The following is a 19,827-nucleotide window of genomic DNA, read 5'->3' on the forward strand; positions in this document are numbered from 1 at the left end:
CCCCGCCGCGCGCCACCTTCCGGCGGCGGCCACCCGGGCGTCGGCCCGCTCGTCCGGGCGGGTCAGTCCTTGTAGTCGGGGGCGATCCGGTCGAGGAGCCGCAGCATCGCCGCCCACGCCAGGTCGTACGCGTCCCCGTCCTGGAAGTCCGCGTCCGCCTCGCCGGCGAGCTGCCGCGCGGTGTACTCGCACACGTCGGCGGGCGGCAGGACCAGCGGTCCGCCACCGGCCTGCGCGGTGACCTGGATCTCGCACGCCTTCTCCAGGTAGTACATGCGCAGGAACGCCTGGGCCGCGCTCTCACCCACCGTCAGCAGGCCGTGGTTGCGCAGGATCAGCGCCGGGTGCCCGCCGATGTCCGCGACGAGCCGCCGCTGCTCGTCGAGGTTGAGGGCGACGCCTTCGTAGTCGTGGTAGCCGACGCGGTTGTGGAACTCCATCGACATCTGGTTGAGCGGCAGCAGCCCGCCCTCCTGCGCGGCGACGGCGCAGCCCGCCTTGGTGTGGGTGTGCAGGACGCAGTGGGCGTCCGCGCGGGCGGCGTGGATGGCGCTGTGGATGACGAATCCGGCCGGGTTCACCCGGTACGGGGTGGGCTCGACGGGGTTGCCCGCCAGGTCGATCTTCACCAGGTTGGAGGCGGTGATCTCCTCGAAGAGGAGCCCGTAGGGGTTGATGAGGAAGTGGTGCTCGGGGCCCGGCAGCCGCAGCGAGATGTGGGTGAAGATCAGGTCGGTCATCCGGAAGTGCGCCAGGAGCCGGTACACGGCCGCGAGTTCGCGGCGCAGCCGCAGTTCCTCGGCGGCAGCGGCGGAGGCAGCGGCAGCGGCGGAGGCGGCGGCGGTCGTCGCCAGGTCGGCGGTCATGCGGTGGCTCCTTGGGCGGGGACGGTGGTCGACGGGTCGACCACGGGGGTCAGCGGGCGGCCGGTGCGCAGCCAGGCGATGACGTTCTCGGCGGGCTTGCACACGTACGCGCGGCGCGAGGTGTCGGAGAGGTAGGCGCTGTGCGGCGACAGCTGGATGCGCGGGTGACGGCGCAGCGCGTCGTCCGCCGGCGGCGGTTCGACGGGGAAGACGTCGAGCGCGGCACCGGCGAGCCGCCCGCTGTCGAGGGCGTCCAGCAGGCCGGCCGGGTCGACGAGTTCGCCGCGGGCGACGTTGACGAGGAAGCTGCCCGGCCGCATCCGGCCCAGCAGCCGCGCGTCGGCCAGCCCCTGCGTCCGCGGTGTGAGCGGGACGTGCAGGGACAGCACGTCGGAGTTCGCCGCGAGGGCGTCGAGGTCGGCGTACCGCCGGATGCCGGCCGGCCAGTGCTCGTCCGCCGCGTGCGGGTCGTACGCGGCGATGCCGCCGAAGACCGGTGCGGCGAGAGCGGCCAGGTGGCGGGCGATGCGGCCGAGACCGACCAGCCCCAGGGTCAGATCGCTGGTTCGGCGCGGCAGTTCGACGGCCACGAACTCCCCGTTCCAGCCACCGGACCGGACGACGGCGTCGGCCTGCGGGAGCCGGCGCACCAGTGACAGGGCGCTCGCGAGGGCGTGGACGGCCACGTCCTCGGTGGCCGCGTCCGGCAGGTTGGCCACCCACAGGCCGCGGCGCCGGGCCTCCGCGGTGTCGACCATGTCGAAGCCGGCCGACATGGTGGCCAGGATCCGCAGCCGGGGCAGGCGGTCGAGCAGCGCGGCGTCGATGCACGCGTAGCCGACGATCAGCGCCACGGCGTCCGCTCCGGCCCGCGCGATGACATCGGGGTTGCGGCTGTCGGCAAGGCGTACGTCGAAGCCGGCGTCGGCCAGCAGCCGGGCACCGGGTCCTGGATCGAGGTCCTCGGTGTCGGTGAAGACGACGACGGGCCGCCACATACGATCCTCCGCAGATGATTCGTCGGTCAGTGATGGATTGAACTTACGATTCGTCTCCTTCGATTGTCTACTTCTGCCCGCCACGAAAGTCGGTGCGGCCGGTCACCGACGGGGCGCACGGCGCGCACGGTGCCCGAGAATGTCAGCGGACCCCGGCGCGACACGCGGCGGGGCCACTGAGCCGAGGGGATCAGCCCAGGTGGATCTGGACCGCATCGACCTGGCCGTCGTCCGCGAACTGCAGACCGACGGCCGCCTCGCCTACGAGACGCTGGCGCAGCGCGTGGGCCTGTCGAGGCCGGCGACCCGCGCACGCGTGCAGCGGCTGCTCGAGTCCGGGGCCGTACGGGTCGTCGCCGTGGTCCATCCGGCCGTGCGCGGGCTGACGGCATCCGCGCACCTGTCGATCGACACCCGCGGGCCGGCGGAGACCGTCGCCCGCGAGATCGCGGCGATGCCCGAGGCCCCCTTCGTCTCCCTCACGGCCGGGCAGCGCGCCGTCATGGCCGAGCTGCGCACCGAGGGCTTCGACGCACTGGACCGGGCCATCGAGCGGGTCCGGTCGCTGGCGGATGTGTCGGTCGTCGACCCGCTGATCGGCATCGAGCACCTCAAGGACCCCTACCTGCTCGCGGCCTTGACCGACGTACCCGAGCTCGATGAGACGGACCGGCAGATCCTCGACGAACTCGAACGGGACGGCCGCCTGCCCTTCGCGGACCTCGCCGAACGCGTCGGCCTGTCCCCGGGGGCCACCCGCTCGCGCACCCTGCGGCTGCTGGACGGCGGCGTGGTGAAGGTGCTGGCCCTGGTGCGTCCCGAACTGCTGGGCATGGGCTACCTCTGCGGCTTCGCCGTACGGGTCGAGGGCGCGCGGGAGCCGGTGGCCGACGCGCTGGCCGGCCTGGAGCGGGTGTCGTTCCTGTCGGCGTGCGTCGGCCGGGCGGAGCTCGTCGGCACGATCACCGCCGAGTCGCTCGCGACGGTGCGCGCGACCCTCGACGAGATGCGGGGCCGCGCGGGCGTGCGCGGGGTGGAGAGCTGGGTGCACCTGGAGCTGGTCAAGGAACGGTACGACCTGGGCGGCCCGGCCGCCTGATCCGTCAGTGCCGGGACGGGGAGACGCACCGGAAGCTGGAAGCGGCGCCCGGGTCGCCGGCCACCGACCAGGCGAGCCCACGCGCGTGAACACTGTCGAGCCGCCTGGATATTTTCACTTGTTCAAACAGTGACGATGCTTCGGTGTGCACACACCTCCGCCCCTTTGCCGACGTGGCACGGGACGACGACTGCTAGGCTGCGAGCGACCTGGAACGTGTATCCACGGGTATCGAGGAGTCGCAGACATGGCGGGTGAAGACGACATCTCCGGGTGAGATCCGGATCTGACGGCCACCGGCCGGTGCTCAGGAGCGCCGGCGATGTGGTCCGTTTCGTCGTACCCCCCTTTCCCCTGTCTGCCAGGGCAGGAGTCTGCTCTCTGCCCTCACCCTTCGAGGTCATCTCCATGTCCGACGCGTCCGTCGTCTGCTCGAACCTGTCCTTCGCCTGGCCCGACGACCGACACCCCGGTCTTCCACGACCTGTCCTTCACCGTGACCACCGGCCGTACGGGCCTCGTCTCCCCCAACGGCTCGGGCAAGACCACCCTCCTCAAGCTGATCGCCGGCGAACTGAAGCCCGCCACCGGCTCGGTGTCCGTCGCCGGCACGCTCGGCCATCTCCCCCAGAGCCTCCCCCTGACCGGCGATCTCACGGTCGCCGAGGTGCTCGGGGTGGCAGCGGTGGTCCGGGCCCTGGACGCCGTGGAGTCCGGGGACGTCAGCGAGGAGCACTTCACCACCATCGGTGACGACTGGGACATCGAGGAGCGCACCCGCGCCCAGCTCGACCGTCTCGGCCTGACGGAGATCGCCCTGGACCGCAGCCTGAGCACGCTCAGCGGCGGCCAGGTCGTCTCGCTCGGCCTCGCCGCCCAGCTGCTCAGGCGTCCCGACGTGCTGCTGCTCGACGAGCCCACCAACAACCCGGATCTTCAGGCCCGGCACAAGCTCTACGACGTGCTGTCGGACTTCACCGGCTGCCTGCTGCTGGTCAGCCACGACCGCGCACTGCTGGACCGCATGGAACGCATCGCCGAACTCAGCAACGACGAACTGCGCTTCTACGGCGGCAACTTCACCGAGTACGAGGAGGCCGTACGCGCCGAGCAGGAGGTCGCCGAGAAGAACGTCCGCAACGCCGAGCAGGAGCTGAAGCGCGAGAAGCGGGAGATGCAGCAGGCCCGTGAACGCGCCGAGCGCCGCGCGAGCAACGCCGCGCGCAACCTCAAGAGCGCCGGCCTGCCCCGTATCTTCGCCGGAAACATGAAGCGGGGTGCGCAGGAGTCCGCGGGCCGGGCCGGCCAGATGCACGCGGCCCGGGTCAGCGAGGCGAAGGCCCGGCTCAGCGAAGCCGGACGCGCGCTGCGCGACGAGCAGCGCATCACCCTGGACCTGCCCGCCACCCAGGTGCCCGCCGGGCGCAACCTCTTCCTCGGCAAGGCGACCTGACCGTCCGGGGCCCCGAGCGCATCGCGCTGACCGGACCCAACGGCGCGGGAAAGACCACCCTGTTGCGTCTGATCACCGGCGAAATCGCCCCGGACGGCGGGGAGATCAGGCGCAACGACGGCCGGATCGCCTACCTCTCGCAGCGTCTGGACCTGCTCGACCCGGACCGCACGGTGGCGGAGAACTTCGCCGCGTTCGCGCCGGAGCGGGTCGAGGCGGAGCGGATGAACCTGCTCGCCCGCTTCCTCTTCCGCGGCGCGCGGGCACACCTGCCGGTCGGCGTCCTGTCCGGCGGCGAACGCCTGCGCGCCACCCTCGCCTGCGTGCTGTGCGCCGAACCGGCCCCCCACCTGCTGCTGCTCGACGAGCCGACCAACAACCTCGACCTGGTCGGCGCGGGCCAGCTGGAGAGCGCGCTCAACTCCTACCAGGGCGCCTTCATGGGTGGTCAGCCACGACGAGCGGTTCCTCGCCGAGATCGGCGTGAACCGCCGGCTCCGGCTGGCCGACGGCACACTCACGGAAACGGGAGCTCCCGCGGTGTGAGCCGCCGATGCGTGCAGTGGCCCGCGTCCGGAGGCCGTACGCGGCCGGCCGACCACCGATCACCTTTGGACGGTTCTCCGTGCCCCAGCCCGCTCTGCTCGCCCACGACCTCGTCCGCCATCTGGGCGGCCGCCGCGTCCTCGACGGCGTCTCCCTGACCGCCTCCCCCGGCCACCGCCGGCCTGATCGGGGAGAACGGCGTCGGCAAGTCCACCCTGCTGCGCGTGCTCGCAGGCGTGGACGAACCCGACGCCGGAAGCGTCTCCCGCCCTCCCGCACTGGGCTTCCTGCGCCAGGAGATGCCCTTCGACGCCACCGCGACCATCGCCACGGTGCTGGACGAGGCGCTGCGCGAGGCCCGCGACGACCTCGCGGAGCTGGAACGGCTCGGCGAGCGGCTGGCCCTCGTCCCCGAGGACGGCCCCGGCCATCAGGAACTCCTCGACGCCTACGGCAGGCGGCTGGAACACGCCCAGGCCAACCACCTGTCTCCCCGGCTGTGCGACGAGCTGGAGGACGCGCTGGGCGCGGGCCCCGGCGCGATCGTCGTGGCCAGCCACGACCGCTGGCTGCGCCGACGGTGGCAGGGCCGGGAACTGCGTCTGGAACCGGGCCGTGACCGAAGGGAGGAGATGACGCCGACCCATCACGGTCCTGACGCCGTACGCTCTCGACCCCGCTCCCGCCAGGGGCACCACCTGAAACGGTGACGCTTCTTTGCTTGACCAGGAGTCACCTGTCAAGATGGTGATGTGAATCTTGACCATGTATTCGTGTGCGGGAACCCGGCCCTCGACTTCGCGGCCACCCTCCGGGCCCGGCGCTCGGCCCGGTTCGAGATGTTCGTGACGCCGGAGCGTCTGAATGCCTGGTACCTGGAGTCCGGGCTGGTGGACGCGATCACTCCCGGCGAGGAGGACGACGTCCGGGAGGCGACGACGGTGCGCGAGGCCATATACCGGCTCGTCACCAACCGTCGCCTCGACGAGGAGTTCGACCGCGAGGCGCTCGCCGTGGTCAACGCCGCCGCCCGCAAGACCCCCGTGACGCCGCAGCTCACACTGACGGGCCGGCACAGCGAGGCGACGCCCGAGCAGGCGCTGGCGACCGTGGCCCGCCAGGCCGTGGAACTGCTCAGCGGCCCGGACGTCCCCTTGATGAAGGAGTGCGGCAACCCCGAGTGCACCCGGGTCTACATCGACCGCTCCCGGGGCATGCGGCGCCAGTGGTGCGGCATGGAGTCCTGCGGCAACAAGATCAAGGCCGCCGCGTACCGCGCCCGCAAGAAGACCGAGCCCTCGGCGACCGCGCGCTGACCTCCCGCCTGGGCGAGGGGCCTCGCGGTCGCGTCCCGCCGGCCCGGGCAGTCGCAGGACGAGCCCGTCGTCGCGCGGGTGCGGGTCCCGTGTGGGGGAACACGGGACCCGCGGTCAAGGGGGGACGGATCAGGCGGCGACGCCGGCGTTGATGGTGACCGGGATGTTGTCGCGCGTGGCCTTGGAGTACGGGCAGATCTGGTGGGCGGCGTGCGCGAGTTCCTCGGCGGTGGCCTGGTCGACACCGCCGAGAACGCGCTGCCGACCGGGACGCTTTGGCATCACCGGTTAAGTCGGTGACGCGATGATGGCAGGTGTGTGCGTCACCAGTCAAGGTGGTGATGTCGTCGGGCCGTTGGGGCGCCGAGCCGAGCGTCTTGTCGGTGCCACGAAAAACGGGCCCCGACCGATCGGAAAGACCGGCCCAGGGCCTGATGGCAGACGAGTCGGGCTGTACGCCGGGTATTCCTCGGTCGAGCCGCGATGGGGACGCCTGCCTCCGCTGAGGAGCCAGGCATACGAAGGCCTCCAGGACGGCCATCCTGGAGGCTTCGCCTGGCACCGATTGGAGGTCGGTTCCGGGCACCACCCGTGGTTTTAGCGGGCCTGGGTGGCGTCCACGTCCTTGCGAGACGACCCCACAGTGCCACAGAACACCTACCAGGCAGACCCATCCCGACGGACATTTCACCCAAGCGAGCGACTGGGACTTCACCGGCTGCCCCGAGCCGCGGCTGACCTCATCCTGCTCGGAGACCTCACCGGCCGCTACGCGGTGGGGAGCTACAGCCTCGGCTCCGACGGCCGGAACGTGATCCGGGCGCGGACCGTCAGGGCGCGGCCGAGCACGGGCACCGGATCACTGCGGCCATCGCCTGCCACGTCGCGCGCGCCGGTGGAACCGTCGATGAGCTGATCCGGCTGCTGCTGCACCCCGACCACGAGGGCGGACGTCACGCCCGGCACATCGCGCTGCGCTCCGGGCAGTCGCGTGCCGTGGAGTACATCCGCCGGGTGTGGGCCAGCGCCTGGGCCGCGGTCGACAGCACCAAGGTGCTGGGCTCCCGGCACGAGGCGTACGAGGTTCTCGCTGCACTGCGCGACCGGATCGAGACGACGCCCTGGCGCGGGGAGCGAGGACGGACCGCACTGCGCGTGCTGCGGGCGCATCTGAACTTCGCCGAGATCGCGGGCGGGCCCCTGCACCACGCCAGTGAGCGGCAGACCGCCGAGGAGGCTCCCGTCCCGGCGCCCCGCCCCGACGAGATCCCCTCCGCCTGGCACGTCGCGGGCGGTCGCGTCCTCGACCCGGTCACGGGCCGCCCTGACTCCGAACGGCGCGTGGCCACCGACGGTCGGCTGATCCTCATCACCCCATCGGACCAGCGCAGTTACGACGAGCTGGCCGCCGCCCATGCCGAAGCCCTCAGTGAATGGGAGTCCGCCGCATGAACCCAGAGCCCCCAGTCACATCCGATGCGAGCGAGGCGGTGACGCCCGAGGCCTTGCGCAAGCAGTACGAGTCCGGCGCCACGGTCGACGAACTCATCGCCGCCAGTGGCTTGTCGTACGGCACGGTCCTCAACCGGCTGCACGATGCCGGGACCGAGATGCGTACGTCGTGGCAGACCCGTCGGATGCGCCAGGATCCGCAGGCGCGCCAGCGTCTCGCGGCCCATCTGCGCACCCTGTACGAGAAACATGGCGCGACCCTCACCGAGCTCGCCGCGGCGGGGACTGGGACGAGGCGTGTTGCCCGGCGCCTGCTGATCGAAGCCGGTGGCGCTGTGCGCACCACGCAGCAGACGCTGCGGATGCGCGCCGCAGTGCGGGCCGCCGAGCGGCAGAAGCTCGCGCTGTCCCTGCGGGCACGGTATGAGGCCGGCGCCACGGTTTCGGAACTCGCCCAGGAGTGCAACTACTCCGTCGCCACCGTCTACCGGCTCCTGCACCAAGCGGGCACCCGCATGCGGCCCCAGCACAGTCACGGCTCGGCCCGCGACATGAGGAAACGGCCATGAGCGCGTCCGTCCTCGCATGTATCCCCCGACGTGCCACTCGGCCCAACGACCCGCCAATCCACCATCCCGGCCGCAGTTGCCCAGCGAGGGCTCCCCCACACGCCGCCACGCCCGAAGCCTGCGTCGACGTCGTCGATTCCCGCAAGTCAACGCACCTTTCCAGTTTCAGGAGATCAAGCACACGTGAACGAGAACACCCGTATCAAGACCCTGGCGGCGGCCACAGCCCGCACCTGGGACGCCTTCGTGATCGTCGTCGGCATGCTCAAGGGCGGCACCGGCAAGACCACCTCGGCCTGGTTCATCGCCCTCTACTACGCCGTCGTCCTCAACCTGCCGACGCTGCTGCTGGACGCCGACGCCACCAGCCAGTCCGCCTACGACTGGTTCAAGGTCGCCCAGGCAGGCCGAGGGCTTCGAAATCCCGGCCAACCTGGTGGTCGAGCGGTACCCGTTCGACGACATCGCCGAGTACATCCGTGAGAAGCGATCCGAGTTCGGCGCGATCGTGGTCGACGCCGGCGGCGGCAGCGCCCGCATCTTCCACGAGGCTGTTACCGAGGCGAACCTGCTGCTCGTGCCAGTCGCCCCCACCAAGATCGAGCGCCGCAAGCTCGTAGCCACCTTCGACGAGGCCGAGCGCGCCGCCGCACGCAACGAGCGTGACGTCACCGCCCACGTGGTGCTGGTCAAGGCGGACGACCGCACCAGCCTGCCCCGCAACGCAAGGGACAAGCTGCTGGAGCCCGAGAAGGGTGAGGGCATCGGCCCGGACCGCGACGAGCCGTTCCCGCTCGCCGAGACCGTCATCCACTCCTGGGTGCACTACATGGAGGCCTTCGGCGAGATCCCGACCGAGCTGAGCGAGTACGCCGAGCTGATGAAGGAGCTCACGGCATGAGCGAGCGTAAGAAGCCCCCGGCCCGCCGCGCCGGCCCACTTTGGGCGGGGCCAAGAAGGCTGCCCCGCCGCCCCCTCCCCCGGCCGCCGAGCTCACCCCCGAGCAGTACGCCGCCGAACAGGCCGCCGCCCAGGGCGAAGACCGTCCCACTGCGGGCGAGGCGCAGGTGCAGCCCGCTCCTTCCGCCGTTCCAGCCGAGGCATCGGCACAGGGCCGGACCGAGGCGGTGCCCGAAGTGGCACAGACCTCCGCCCAGCCGACCGTTGAGGTCACGCGGAGCGGCCCCGTGCCGGAGCCAGACGCCGGTCAGCTGGGCGTCGCCGCCCCGGGGGCCAGGATGGAATCCGCTGGGGAGACAATGGAGACGCACGTGCCGAATGTGCTCGCGGCTCCCGAGCCCGCAGCACATGCGGTCCAGCCCACGCAGCCGACCGAGCCCGTTCCCCAGCACTCCCTGGCTGGGCTCCTGGCGCAGCCCCGGCCGCCGAGGTGGCGCTTCGCCCGGCAGCTCCGCCGGCATCAGGCAGCAGCGGGTTTCCCGTGAGGACCGATGTTCCACGGGCTCACCAGGAACAGGACGTGCAATGCAGGCAGCGCCCAGCGAAGGAACACCGTGGGCTCAGGGATCCGGCCGTCCCAAGGACATTCCTGAGACCGCCGTCGTTCTCAACCAGCGCATCATCGCGCGCCACCCCTTCGTCCGCAGGGCGGTCGAAGGTGGCGAGCAGGTCGTCAGGGATCGCCTGGCGGAGGAGAAGTCGGCGAAGGAAACGCTGGCGGCCCTGGACGACATGGACACCGACGACCCCAAGTTCATGCCCCGGCTGATGCAGCCGTGCACCGAGGTGCAGGAGCACGCGCGGGCGGAGGAACGCTACGAGTTCGCCCACATCCGCCGCAGCACCGACGTCACCAACCTCGCCGCCGTGGCCAAGGCCGTCAAAGCCGCCGAGGCGATGGCTCCGACCCGGCCGCACCCCGGTGTCGAGTCGGCCACTGCCAACGTGGCCCTCGGTCCGGTGGCCGCACTCATGGACCGCACGAAGGACGCTGTCCGCAAGGCGATGGGAAAGAGCTGACATACCCGGGAGTCGTCAAGTCGGCCGCCTCGAGATCGCCAAGGGGGGACGGGCCGGCGTCAGAAGTGAGTCTCTGGGCCACCACCGAGCGATCGAAGCATGGAGCATCCGGGCGGAATATTGCTCGGCGAGGACCTGCTGGCGCGGTATCGCGCCAGCAGGTCCTCGCCGAGCTCGTCGTCGGAGGCAGCGGCGGCGGCCAGACCGACGCAGACCAGCAGGACCGCCTCACGGGAGGAGCCGGGGCACAGGTCCAGTACCGCCGTCGACAACCAGCTGCCAATCGGCACCTGCACCGTCAGCGGATGCGCCGGATGCACCAGCGCCGCCCCCTTGCGGATCTCGTAGATCACCACGCCAGCCCTGGGCTCACGCTCCAGGTGGTCCAGCAGTCACAGCACCCGGCTGCCGCATCCGGGGGCGGCGGCGTGGCGTCGTGCTCATTGTGGACCGGATCCCCACCTGCGCAGACGGGACAGGGGCCGCCTGCGGTGGGCCACGGTCAGCCGCCCGGCCGGATCACCGCGCGCACGCAGCCGTCCTTCTTCTCCTTGAACATGTCGTATGCCCGCGGCGCCTCGTCCAGAGGCACGGTATGGGTCGCCAGGTGTGCCGTGCTCAGTTCTCCGGCCGCCAGCCGGTCCAGCAGCATCGGGATGTAGCGCTGGCCGTGCTGCTGGGCGCCCCGCACGGTCAGGCCCTTGTTGATCACCGCGCCGAGGGGGAACTTGTCGACGGCGCCGGCGAAGACGCCGAGGACGAAGACCGTGCCGCCCTTTCGGCAGGCGTGGATGGCCTGCCGTACGGCGGTGGGGCGGTCCGTCTGGAGCCGGAGCTGCTGCTTGGCCTGGTCGTAGAGGTGGACGGGGCTGTCGCTGTGGGCTTCCATGCCGACCGCCTCGATGCACACGTCGGGGCCGCGGCCTCCGGTGCGCTCGCGCAGTTCCGCGCCGACGTCGGTGGTCGTGTAGTCGATGACCTCGCTGCCGATGTGCCGCTCGGTCGTCTCCAGGCGCTCGGGAATCCGGTCGATGGAGATCACGCGTTCTGCGCCCAGCAGGATGGCAGCGCGCGCCGCCATCTGGCCGACCGCCCCGCAGCCCCACACGGCGACGACGTCGCCGGGTTTCACCCCTGCCAGGTCGGCGCCCATCCATCCGGTGGGGACCGAGTCGGAGACGAACAGGGCGCTGGTGTCGTCGATGCCCTGCGGGACGGGGAAGGCGCCGTAGTCGGCGAAGGGGACGCGTACGTACTCGGCGTGGCTGCCGCGCAGTCCTCCCATGGCGTGCGAGTAGCCGAAGATGCCGCCGGTGTCGGCGCCGAAGAGGGCCTGGCCGATGCCGGGGTTGGTGTTGGTGTTGTCGCACAGCGACCACAGGTCGTGGGTGCAGTACCAGCAGCGTCCGCAGCCGACGAACGAGCAGACCACCACCCGGTCCCCGAGCTTGTGCCGGCGTACCCCGGAGCCGACCTCGACGACCTCCCCCAGGAACTCGTGCCCGATGACGTCCCCGGACCGCATGAAGGGGATGTAGCCGCCGATGAGATGGAGATCCGAACCGCAGGTGGTGCCGGCGATGAGCCGTACGATCACGTCCTGGTCGTTGCGCAGGACGGGATCCGGCACCTGTTCCACGGCGAGCTTGTTGACGCCTTCCCAGCACAGCGCCTTCACAGCACTCCCTCCCCGCCCGCGCGGCGGCTCAGCAGCCCCACGAGCTTCCCGCCGGGGGTGTCGTGGGTGGTGGGCGGTGTGTCCGGCAGCAGGACCTCGCCCGCTTCCAGCAGCGCCTTCGCTTCACGCAGGGAACGGCGCAGATCCTGACGAGGATCCTGGCCCGTGAGCCGTGCGGGCACGGACAAGGCATCCGACGGCACGTCCTTCAGGCGCACCGCCACTTCGGTGCCCCGGTCGCCCGGCGCGGGTCGGATCCGCGTCTCGATCCGGTCGCCGTACTCCTGCAGCGGCGTCGGCAGCTTGTCGGCCTGGATGTCGGCAGGTGAACGGTTGATCGTCACCGTGAGCCAGCGGTCCGCGGCGGCCGGGTCCGCCGGACGTGCCATCGAGCGCCGCAGGGCGAGGACGGCACCCGCGGTGAGCCCCGCGGCGGCTGCCCACAGTGATTTCCGGAGCGTCATGGATAATCACATCCTCAGATGATCAGGTACGACGGATGATCGATACGGCGGGTGAGCAGCGCTCCGGGCGGTCAGGCCCATGCGCGTGCGCGTGGTCATGGGGGCCTTCTTCCTCGTAGCGTGCCGCGGTGCGCGGCGAGTACCCCGACTCAGGCGTGCAATCTCCCCGACGTCCGATGCTCACGTCGTGCCGATCCGCCGGCCGGCGTCCGGGACGAGCGCGACGCTGAGCTGCTCAGGCGCGGGCCGGTGTGGGCCACTCTGTTCCGACCTGATCAGCTGTCCTGGCCCATCGCCTTGCGGACGGCGTCACGAGTCCGGTCGATCACGGCTGCCACGGGTCCGACGGCGATGTTCTCCGCCGCTGTCTCGACTCCCGGATGCGGGCGGGTGGGCGCCATGGCCTCGGCGGCACGGACAGCCGTGGCCATCAGGGCGAGCTGTTGCGCTCCGGCCTTTTCGCGCAGCCCGGGGAACTCGTACTGTTCCTCCGAGGCCGCGTGCTGGAGCACGTCCGCGCGCAGTTCGCGCAAGGCGGGCATGAACCCGGGGTCGTCGGGGTCCATGTCATCGAGTCGGCTCAGCGTCTCCTTCGCGGCCCGCTCCTCCTCGAGACGGTCGTCGACCACCTGCTCACCGTCCTGCAGCAGACGGCGGGCTGAGGGGTGGACCACTTCCTCCTCGGCGGTCTCGTGGACGGCCAGCAGGCGGACGAGTCTGCGGAACGCCTCCGCCCGGTCGTCGGCGGTGGCGTTCTCGACCTCGGCGAAGAGGTTACGGATGTGGTTGTGCTGCTGCTTCAGCAGTGCCACGACGTCGTCGTTCTCGCCGGTGTCGTCGAGGTGGGGCATGGCGTCGGTCAAGAGAGTCTCCCTTGGGGTGCAGTCCCGAAGCTGCGTCGGCCCGTGGACAGCGGGCAGCTGGGCTCCGTCCCAGGCTCTCCCTGGTGATGGGCGGCCGCGACCGAGCGGGGCCGAACGGCGCAGGTGATCACCCGGACTGAGCAGCCGTGATCCCGACCTCACACGGCTGCCGCGCGCCGCTCCGCATCGCGGCCGGTCACGGGGGTACCCGGGCCGGGTCTCAGGAGTGCCGGGCCGTGAAGGGGGCGTCGCGATGGGCGTGCACGACCGGATCGGCGAGCTGCGCCGCGTCGCCCGGGAGCGGTTCGGGGGCGCGCCGGCCGGGACGGGGAGCCGGCCCGCGCGGTGCTGTTCTACCGCCCCGAGGACCTGGGACTGCAGAAGTTCCTCACCGCCCGGGCCCTGGACGACGACGCACTGCGCCGGATCATGACCACGCTGCTCGGCCAGGACGCCCCGCAGAGCCGTAGCCGCACGGCGCAGCTGTGCGGCCTGTCGCGCCGGAAGACCAGCGATCTGCTGAACCTGCTGGAAGAGGCGGGAGCGGTGACCGTCGAGGGCAGGCGCCGTGCAGTCCGGGCCCTGCCTGGCCGCATGGCGGACGAGGCCGCCGAAGAGGCGGCACGGGTGTTCGAGCGGCGGCGCCGCGTCGACCGGTCGCGCATCGAGATGATGCGCGGCTACGCGGAGACGCCCACCTGCCGCCGCCAGTACCTTCTGGGCTACTTCGGCGAGCAGCTCGACGCACCGTGCGGGCGGTGCGACGTGTGCGACCGCGAGGACGAGCACCCCGCCACCGGGGCCGGGCACCGCGACGCCGCTCCCCCGCCCGGGCACGGCGGGCCCTATGCGGCGAACGACCGCGTGCGCCACGCGGAGTGGGGTGCGGGCACCGTGATGCGCACGGAGGAGGACCGCCTCGTCGTGCTGTTCGAGCAGGTCGGCTACAAGACGCTGTCCCTGACAGCAGTACAGGAGGGCGACTTGCTGACCGGCACCTGACGTGCCCGGCGACCGGGCCGGGCCGTGACCGGGCCGAGCAGGGTGAAAACACCACAAGCGGTGGGCCGCGCCGCGTCGGGGTACCCGCCACTGGACACTGTCGGCAGCCGCTCGGGCGGACGGGCGTCGCGGCCGGTCTGCGCAGAGGAGAGAGAGCCATGCCCGAGACGATCAAAGAGCAGACGGTTGAGCAACTGGGCGGCCCGAGCAGCGTGCTGGCCCGGCAACGCCGTGATCATGCCGAGATGGACAGGTTGATGGACCGCTATTCGACCCTGGCGGACGGCAAGGACCGCGAACGGGTCCTGCAGGAGACCGTCCAGCTGGTCTTCAGCCATGCCTTCGCCGAGGAGACCGTGCTGTGGCCGGCCGTCCGGCGCTCGGTCGAGGACGGGCACGAGTTGACCTTGCGGGTCGAGGAGGAACATCAGCAGATCAACGATCTTGTCGCCGACATCGAACGCCTGAGTCCGGGTTCTCCTGAGCGTGAGGAGAAGGTACGGCGGGTCTTCGCGCTGATACGGCAGGACATCCGCGACGAGGAGGACCTCGTGCTGCCCCGGCTGCAGGAAGCGCTGCCCGCCGCGCAGCTGCGCCGGCTCGGCACGGCATGGGACACGGTGCGACGCAGCGCGCCCACCCACCCCCACCCCGTCATCCCGCGGCGCCCGCCCGGCAACGCGGTCCTGGGTGTGCCGCTCGGTCTCTACGACCGGATGCGCGACGCGTTCGGACTGAGCACGCCCATGGCCACTGCCAAGAAAGTCTTCACCGGGCTCGCCGGGGTTCTCGTGCTGCTCGCGGCCGTCGCGATGCGCCGCAAACGACGGTGAACCACCCGCGTGCGGCGCTGAGTGCCGAGGGCACCACGGGCACGCCGTCGACGTCGCACGCATCTTCTGGATCGGCAGGCATCATGTCCGTGTGGTCATGGGTCCGCGAACACCTGGGGAGTCGCACGGCCGAGCCCTCCGCAGACGTCCGTTCGGGTCGGTCGGAGGACACGGGCGGTAAGCCGGACACCGAGGCGGCGGACCGGCACAGCACGACGGGGACTACGCCCAACGACGTCTTCGTGGGCCGGGTCGCGGGCGACGACCCCGGCTACTGGGAGACGGGCGCCGAAAAGCGCGCCGAACCGGACACCGGAGAGGGCGACGAGACCACGACATCGACGTAGGGAAGACACCGCCCGGCAACGGTGATCGCCCAGCAGGCTTCCCGGCCGGACGACTGGCCGTCCGCGTGCCGAATCCGCCCAGTCCTCGCTGTGCCGCCGGCCGAGTGACCGCCGCGATGCCGGTTGGCGCGGGAACCGGCCTCCCACTCCTGCGACGTCGAGCATGGGCGGCGTTCCCCGTCCCTGTCCTGAAGCGTGTTCTCCTCTCCCCTGAGGGCCGGTGCACTTGTGCTTGGCCCTGCCCTGGCGGGTACCCGGCGCCGGGCATCCCCAGCCGACGTCGTCGTACAGCGGGAAGGAAGAGCCATGAGCGACTCCGTCCGGTCCGACACCGCACCGGGCACCGGCTCCGCGACCCGCAGGTCCATGGCCGTCTGCGCGCTGATCGGGGCGGCGGTGATGGCCTCGGTCGACGAGATCGTCTTCCATCAGATCCTGGGGTGGCACCACTTCTACGATCGTTCCACCTCCGGCGTGGGCCTGCTGTCCGACGGACTGCTGCACACCGCCGAACTGCTGGGTCTGATCGCGGGGTTCTTCCTCTACGCCGATCTGCGCCGCCGCGGGGCCCTGGTGCCGGCCCACGCGTGGTCGGGCTTCTTCCTCGGGCTGGGCGTCTTCCAGCTGTTCGACGGGATCGTGGATCACAAGCTGCTGCGTCTGCACCAGATCCGCTACGGGGTGGATGTCACTCCGTACGACTGGGCGTGGAACATCGCCGGCCTGGTCCTGCTGCTCATCGGCGTGATCCTGGCCGTGCGTGCGGCCCGCCGCAGCGGGGCCGGGTCGGCGTCGTGACACTCGCGCACGTCCACCCCGGCCCGGCCACCGGACCTGGGACGGGCCAGCTGCTCACCGTCGTGGCCGCGCTGCTGGTGGCGGTGGCGTATCTGCTGTCCGCGGGGCGTCTGCGGCGCCGCGGGGATGCCTGGCCCCGATGGCGGGATGTGTCGTTCACCGCCGGGGGCGTCGGTACGGCCTGGGCGTCGTGGGGAGCCGTGCCGGGAGGACCGTTCACCGGGCACATGATCCAGCACCTCGTCGTGGGCATGGCCGCCCCGCTGCTGTTCGTCGTGGCCCGCCCCCTCACCCTCGCCCTGCGAGCCCTCGGGCCCGGCCGGGCCCGGCGGGGCCTGCTGGTCCTCGCGCGGTCCCGTCCCGTCGGCTGGCTCGTCCTCCCACCGCTGGCGGCTCTGCTGGACGTGGGCGGCCTCTGGCTGCTGTATCGGACGGAGCTGTTTGCGGCCGTGCGGCAGCACCCGTTGCTCCACGGTGTGGTGCACCCGCACATGCTGGCGGCAGGGCTCGTGTTCACCTTCGCCGTGTGCCAACTCGATCCGGTGCGCCGTCGCTGGAGTGTCGCCGTACGCGGTGCCACCTTGCTGGCCGTCGGCGCCGCGCACGCGGTGCTCGCCAAGACCCTGTACGCATCGCCGCCGCCCGGCACCGACTTCGCTGCTGCCGACCTACACAGCGGCGTCCAGTGGATGTACTACGGCGGCGATGTGGTGGATGCGGCCTTGGCGGTGGTGCTGGGGGTGGGCTGGTACACGGCCGGCGGACGTGCCCGTGCCCGTCGCACCCGACGTGGAGCTGCCCGACCGGCTCCAAACAGAGGTTGACCAGTGCAGCTGGGGCACTCGGTGACCGTCCGCAGGGCGCCAGTACGGCGACATCCGCAATCTGTTCGACGAGGTGGAGAAGACCACCGGGGACGAGCGGCGGGCCGCCTTTCGCCGCCTCGTCCGCATGCTCGCCGTGCACGAGACGGCCGAGGAGGAGGTGATCCATCCCTTCACCCGCCGGGCAGGGCCGGGCGGCGAGAAGGTGGTTGAGGAACGGCTGCGTGAGGAACGCGAGGCCAGGGAGCTGTTGTCCTGCCTGGACGGGATGGATACCGACGGCCCGAAGTTCCCGCCCGAGCTGCAGGTGCGCCTCGACGTGATGCGGCACGCCTGGGCCGAGGAGCGGCACCGAGTCCCGGTGGCTGCTCTACCGTGCGGGGGCACGGGATTCGCCGTGTTGCAGCCGGCGGGGACCTCTCCCGGGACGTTGGGCTGAGGGGGCCGCCGACTCCCCCGACGGGCCGGAGTCGGCTTCGTCGGCGTCGCAACGTTGGCTGGCCGCCTTTGGGAGAGACAGCGAAACGGAAGCAGGGCACACGCCGCGCGCTGGGCGCCCGTGCAGGCACTGACTGCGGGTTTGGTCCTGGCGACCGCCACCAGTTGTACGTACAAGGATTTCCCCCGCCTGGGGATGCCCACCCCGGTAACGGAGGACGCTCCGCGGATCCTTTCCCTGTGGCAGGGGTCCTGGGCGGCTGCGCTGGCCGTGGGAGTGGTGGTCTGGGGGCTGACCCTGTGGGCGGCGATCTTCCACCGGCGCAGCAGGACGAAGGTCGAGGTTCCCCCGCAGACCCGGTACAACATGCCGATCGAGGCGCTGTACACCACGGTTCCGCTGATCATCGTCTCGGTCCTCTTCTACTTCACCGCCCGCGACGAGGCCGAGCTCCTCGCGCTCTCCGAACGGCCGGCCCACACGATCGGCGTGGTCGGCTTCCAGTGGAGCTGGGGCTTCAACTACATCGAGAACGTGGACGGCAAGGCAGATACGGGCAACGCGAACGCCGATCCCGACCTGAGGATCGTTCCGGACAGGTACAGCACCGGGCAAGCCCATCACAGTCGAGCCCATCAAGGGCCTGACCGTGCTGAAGGACCTGGTCGTGGACATGGAGCCGTTCTTCCAGGGCTACCGGGACGTGATGCCGTTCCTCATCACGACCGGCAACGAGCCCACACGGGAGCGCATCCAGTCCGCGAAGGATCGGGAGCGCTTCGACGACACGACCAAGTGCATCCTGTGCGCCGCGTGCACATCGTCGTGCCCGGTCTTCTGGACCGACGGGCAGTACTTCGGTCCGGCGGCGATCGTCAACGCGCACCGCTTCATCTTCGACAGCCGGGACGAGGGCGGTGAGCAGCGGCTGGAGATCCTGAACGGAAATGACGGCGTGTGGCGCTGCCGCACAATCTTCAACTGCACCGACGTGTGTCCGCGTGGCATCGCCATCACGAAGGCGATCCAGGAAGTGAAGCGGGCACTGATCACACGCCGCATCTGACCGGCAGCGCGCCGACGCCGCCGGCTCGGGCCCGGGCGAGGACCCATTCGGCTGCGCTGGTACCTGCGCTGGGGGCTTTCCAGCCGACTCGGTGTCGGTACGTACGGCCGGTGACGGGCGCTTTCACGTGCTGCCGTTGATGCAGCCGGCGATGAGCGCCGTCACGTGCTGCTGTCTCTGTGGGTCGGTCCGTCAGCCTCTTCGGCCGGCTGGGGATGGTCGCGTTGGAAGGTGGCGTACAGCCACCACAGGGACGGCAGCAGGAGGACTGCTCCGACGGCCAGCGAGACCAGGCTGGCCGACAGGACGGTGTCGGTGGCGGCGGCGTCCTGGAGTGTGACGCCGGGCAGCAGCCGGGGGTACTGGGCGATTCCCCAGCCCCACAGCAGGCCGGCGACGGCCAGGGCGGCTGTCAGCCGCACGGCCAAAAGGTGCCGGCCCCACCTCAGCAGCGCCAGGGAGACCAGCCCCGATGCCACGGAGAGGATCAACAGGGGCAAGGCACTGCCGGAGGTGAGTTCGGAGTAGAGCGCGGGTGCGTCGGCGTGCAGGACGACGAGCCCTGCCGCGGACAGGACACCGACGACGAAGCCGGTGACCAGTGCGCGGCGGCGGAACGCTTCGGTCAGCGGCGCATCACCGGCTCGCTGGGCGTCTCGGGTGAGATAGACCGCGGCGAGGTAGGCGGCGGTTCCCACCGCGAGAGCCCCGCTGATCAGCGAGGTGGGGTTGAGCCAGCTGGATACGGTGTCGCCTTGGGTGATGCCTGCGGGGACCCGGCCGGAGGCCACCGCGCCCGCCACGGTGCCCAGGAAGAAGGGCGTGGCCAGGGAGGAGAAGGCGAAGGTGGCGCCGAAGAGGCGTTGCTGCCAGATCTCGACGCTGACCTTGCGGAAGGCGAAGGCCGCACCGCGGGCGATGATCCCCAGGGCGGCCAGGGTCAGCGGAATGTAGAGAGTGGAGGCGATGGCGGCGAAGACGGGCGGGATGCCGGTCCACAGCAGCACGATGACGAAGATCAGCCAGACGTGGTTGGCCTCCCATACGGGACCGATGGAGTGCTCCACCAGGTCGCGCTGGGGCCTGCCGCGTCGGGTGGTTCCGGCGAGCAGGTCCCATACCCCGCCGCCGAAGTCGGCGCCGCCGAACAACACGTAGGCGGTCAGACCGATCCACAGCACCGCCAGCATGGTCTCGGGCAGCGACATGACCGGTGTCCTTCCTTCCGCTCGGC

Annotated in this window: 21 protein-coding genes and 5 pseudogenes; 17 read left to right on the forward strand and 9 right to left on the reverse strand. The window is 71.0% G+C overall.

Annotated features, from left to right (window positions below):
- Positions 1 to 62: 62 nt before the first annotated feature.
- Positions 63 to 866, reverse strand: a complete 804-nt coding sequence (locus ACLB9X_RS02345) for a class II aldolase/adducin family protein (RefSeq protein ID WP_410358482.1) — start codon at positions 864 to 866, stop codon at positions 63 to 65.
- Positions 863 to 1,864, reverse strand: coding sequence for a C-terminal binding protein (locus tag ACLB9X_RS02350; RefSeq protein WP_410358483.1), 1,002 nt, complete (start codon positions 1,862 to 1,864; stop codon positions 863 to 865). Before ACLB9X_RS02350 ends, ACLB9X_RS02345 begins: the two co-directional genes overlap by 4 nt.
- 199 nt (positions 1,865 to 2,063) lie before the next feature.
- On the opposite strand from ACLB9X_RS02350, the gene ACLB9X_RS02355 reads away from it, so the two are divergent.
- From ACLB9X_RS02355 to ACLB9X_RS02370, 4 genes and pseudogenes are all read left to right on the forward strand, one after another.
- On the forward strand, positions 2,064 to 2,963 hold the full coding sequence (locus ACLB9X_RS02355; RefSeq protein WP_410358484.1) for an Lrp/AsnC family transcriptional regulator: 900 nt from the start codon (positions 2,064 to 2,066) through the stop codon (positions 2,961 to 2,963).
- A gap of 408 nt (positions 2,964 to 3,371) precedes the next feature.
- Positions 3,372 to 4,962: pseudogene (locus ACLB9X_RS02360) on the forward strand (ABC-F family ATP-binding cassette domain-containing protein).
- Positions 4,963 to 5,041: 79 nt separating this feature from the next.
- A pseudogene (locus tag ACLB9X_RS02365) lies at positions 5,042 to 5,438 on the forward strand (ATP-binding cassette domain-containing protein); the annotation flags it as partial.
- Between the two features lie 276 nt (positions 5,439 to 5,714).
- Positions 5,715 to 6,278, forward strand: coding sequence for a CGNR zinc finger domain-containing protein (locus ACLB9X_RS02370; RefSeq protein WP_410358485.1), 564 nt, complete (start codon positions 5,715 to 5,717; stop codon positions 6,276 to 6,278).
- A gap of 129 nt (positions 6,279 to 6,407) precedes the next feature.
- On the opposite strand, the pseudogene ACLB9X_RS02375 reads toward ACLB9X_RS02370, so the two are convergent.
- Both ACLB9X_RS02375 and ACLB9X_RS02380 read right to left on the reverse strand, forming a co-directional pair.
- Positions 6,408 to 6,533, reverse strand: a pseudogene (locus tag ACLB9X_RS02375) (osmotically inducible protein OsmC); the annotation flags it as partial.
- A gap of 528 nt (positions 6,534 to 7,061) precedes the next feature.
- Positions 7,062 to 7,235, reverse strand: a complete 174-nt coding sequence (locus tag ACLB9X_RS02380; protein ID WP_410358487.1) for a hypothetical protein — start codon at positions 7,233 to 7,235, stop codon at positions 7,062 to 7,064.
- 39 nt (positions 7,236 to 7,274) lie between these two features.
- Between ACLB9X_RS02380 and ACLB9X_RS02385 the strand changes: the two genes are divergently transcribed.
- From ACLB9X_RS02385 to ACLB9X_RS02405, 5 genes are all read left to right on the forward strand, one after another.
- Positions 7,275 to 7,730 (forward strand): hypothetical protein, encoded by a 456-nt coding sequence (locus ACLB9X_RS02385; RefSeq protein WP_410358488.1) that lies wholly within the window; start codon positions 7,275 to 7,277, stop codon positions 7,728 to 7,730.
- A complete protein-coding gene (locus tag ACLB9X_RS02390; RefSeq protein ID WP_410358489.1) occupies positions 7,727 to 8,299 on the forward strand; it encodes a helix-turn-helix domain-containing protein in 573 nt (190 codons plus the stop codon). Before ACLB9X_RS02385 ends, ACLB9X_RS02390 begins: the two co-directional genes overlap by 4 nt.
- Before the next feature lie 183 nt (positions 8,300 to 8,482).
- Entirely contained in the window at positions 8,483 to 8,782 is a 300-nt protein-coding gene (locus tag ACLB9X_RS02395) for a hypothetical protein (protein WP_410358490.1), read from the forward strand.
- Positions 8,736 to 9,200: a ParA family protein gene (locus ACLB9X_RS02400; RefSeq protein ID WP_410358491.1), complete on the forward strand. Its 465-nt coding sequence runs from the start codon at positions 8,736 to 8,738 to the stop codon at positions 9,198 to 9,200. The genes ACLB9X_RS02395 and ACLB9X_RS02400 overlap by 47 nt, the downstream gene beginning before the upstream one ends.
- Positions 9,201 to 9,784: 584 nt before the next feature.
- Positions 9,785 to 10,279: a hypothetical protein gene (locus ACLB9X_RS02405; protein ID WP_410358492.1), complete on the forward strand. Its 495-nt coding sequence runs from the start codon at positions 9,785 to 9,787 to the stop codon at positions 10,277 to 10,279.
- A 59-nt stretch (positions 10,280 to 10,338) separates the two neighbouring features.
- Here the strand turns inward: ACLB9X_RS02405 and ACLB9X_RS02410 are convergent, their stop codons facing one another.
- The 4 genes from ACLB9X_RS02410 to ACLB9X_RS02425 form a co-directional block, all read right to left on the reverse strand.
- Positions 10,339 to 10,632 (reverse strand): hypothetical protein, encoded by a 294-nt coding sequence (locus ACLB9X_RS02410; RefSeq protein ID WP_410358493.1) that lies wholly within the window; start codon positions 10,630 to 10,632, stop codon positions 10,339 to 10,341.
- 149 nt (positions 10,633 to 10,781) lie between these two features.
- On the reverse strand, positions 10,782 to 11,957 hold the full coding sequence (locus ACLB9X_RS02415) for a zinc-dependent alcohol dehydrogenase (RefSeq protein WP_410358494.1): 1,176 nt from the start codon (positions 11,955 to 11,957) through the stop codon (positions 10,782 to 10,784).
- Positions 11,954 to 12,421 carry a hypothetical protein gene (locus tag ACLB9X_RS02420; RefSeq protein WP_410358495.1) on the reverse strand — a complete coding sequence of 156 codons (468 nt, stop codon included), beginning with the start codon at positions 12,419 to 12,421 and terminating at the stop codon, positions 11,954 to 11,956. Before ACLB9X_RS02420 ends, ACLB9X_RS02415 begins: the two co-directional genes overlap by 4 nt.
- A 275-nt stretch (positions 12,422 to 12,696) precedes the next feature.
- A complete protein-coding gene (locus tag ACLB9X_RS02425) occupies positions 12,697 to 13,272 on the reverse strand; it encodes a hemerythrin domain-containing protein (protein WP_410358611.1) in 576 nt (191 codons plus the stop codon).
- Between the two features lie 357 nt (positions 13,273 to 13,629).
- Here ACLB9X_RS02425 and ACLB9X_RS02430 point away from each other — a divergent pair, with 357 nt between their 5' ends.
- The 8 genes and pseudogenes from ACLB9X_RS02430 to sdhB form a co-directional block, all read left to right on the forward strand.
- Positions 13,630 to 14,286, forward strand: a complete 657-nt coding sequence (locus tag ACLB9X_RS02430) for a RecQ family zinc-binding domain-containing protein (protein WP_410358496.1) — start codon at positions 13,630 to 13,632, stop codon at positions 14,284 to 14,286.
- A gap of 158 nt (positions 14,287 to 14,444) precedes the next feature.
- On the forward strand, positions 14,445 to 15,119 hold the full coding sequence (locus tag ACLB9X_RS02435) for a hemerythrin domain-containing protein (RefSeq protein WP_410358497.1): 675 nt from the start codon (positions 14,445 to 14,447) through the stop codon (positions 15,117 to 15,119).
- Positions 15,120 to 15,202: 83 nt separating this feature from the next.
- The gene (locus ACLB9X_RS02440) at positions 15,203 to 15,466 is read left to right on the forward strand and encodes a hypothetical protein (RefSeq protein ID WP_410358498.1); all 264 of its coding nucleotides are present in this window, start codon (positions 15,203 to 15,205) and stop codon (positions 15,464 to 15,466) included.
- A 306-nt stretch (positions 15,467 to 15,772) separates the two neighbouring features.
- Positions 15,773 to 16,264 (forward strand): DUF2243 domain-containing protein, encoded by a 492-nt coding sequence (locus ACLB9X_RS02445; protein ID WP_410358499.1) that lies wholly within the window; start codon positions 15,773 to 15,775, stop codon positions 16,262 to 16,264.
- Positions 16,261 to 17,088, forward strand: coding sequence for a cytochrome c oxidase assembly protein (locus ACLB9X_RS02450; protein ID WP_410358500.1), 828 nt, complete (start codon positions 16,261 to 16,263; stop codon positions 17,086 to 17,088). The genes ACLB9X_RS02445 and ACLB9X_RS02450 overlap by 4 nt, the downstream gene beginning before the upstream one ends.
- Before the next feature lie 61 nt (positions 17,089 to 17,149).
- Positions 17,150 to 17,527 carry a hemerythrin domain-containing protein gene (locus ACLB9X_RS02455; RefSeq protein WP_410358612.1) on the forward strand — a complete coding sequence of 126 codons (378 nt, stop codon included), beginning with the start codon at positions 17,150 to 17,152 and terminating at the stop codon, positions 17,525 to 17,527.
- Positions 17,528 to 17,647: 120 nt separating this feature from the next.
- A pseudogene (locus ACLB9X_RS02460) lies at positions 17,648 to 18,229 on the forward strand (cytochrome c oxidase subunit II); the annotation flags it as partial.
- A pseudogene (sdhB, locus tag ACLB9X_RS02465) lies at positions 18,135 to 18,593 on the forward strand (succinate dehydrogenase iron-sulfur subunit); the annotation flags it as partial. The pseudogenes ACLB9X_RS02460 and sdhB, both read left to right, overlap by 95 nt.
- A gap of 161 nt (positions 18,594 to 18,754) precedes the next feature.
- Here the strand turns inward: sdhB and ACLB9X_RS02470 are convergent.
- Positions 18,755 to 19,801, reverse strand: a complete 1,047-nt coding sequence (locus ACLB9X_RS02470) for a cytochrome d ubiquinol oxidase subunit II (protein ID WP_410358501.1) — start codon at positions 19,799 to 19,801, stop codon at positions 18,755 to 18,757.
- Between the last annotated feature and the right edge of the window lie 26 nt (positions 19,802 to 19,827).

This window comes from Streptomyces sp. 5K101, assembly GCF_046506645.1.
GTDB lineage: Bacteria > Actinomycetota > Actinomycetes > Streptomycetales > Streptomycetaceae > Streptomyces.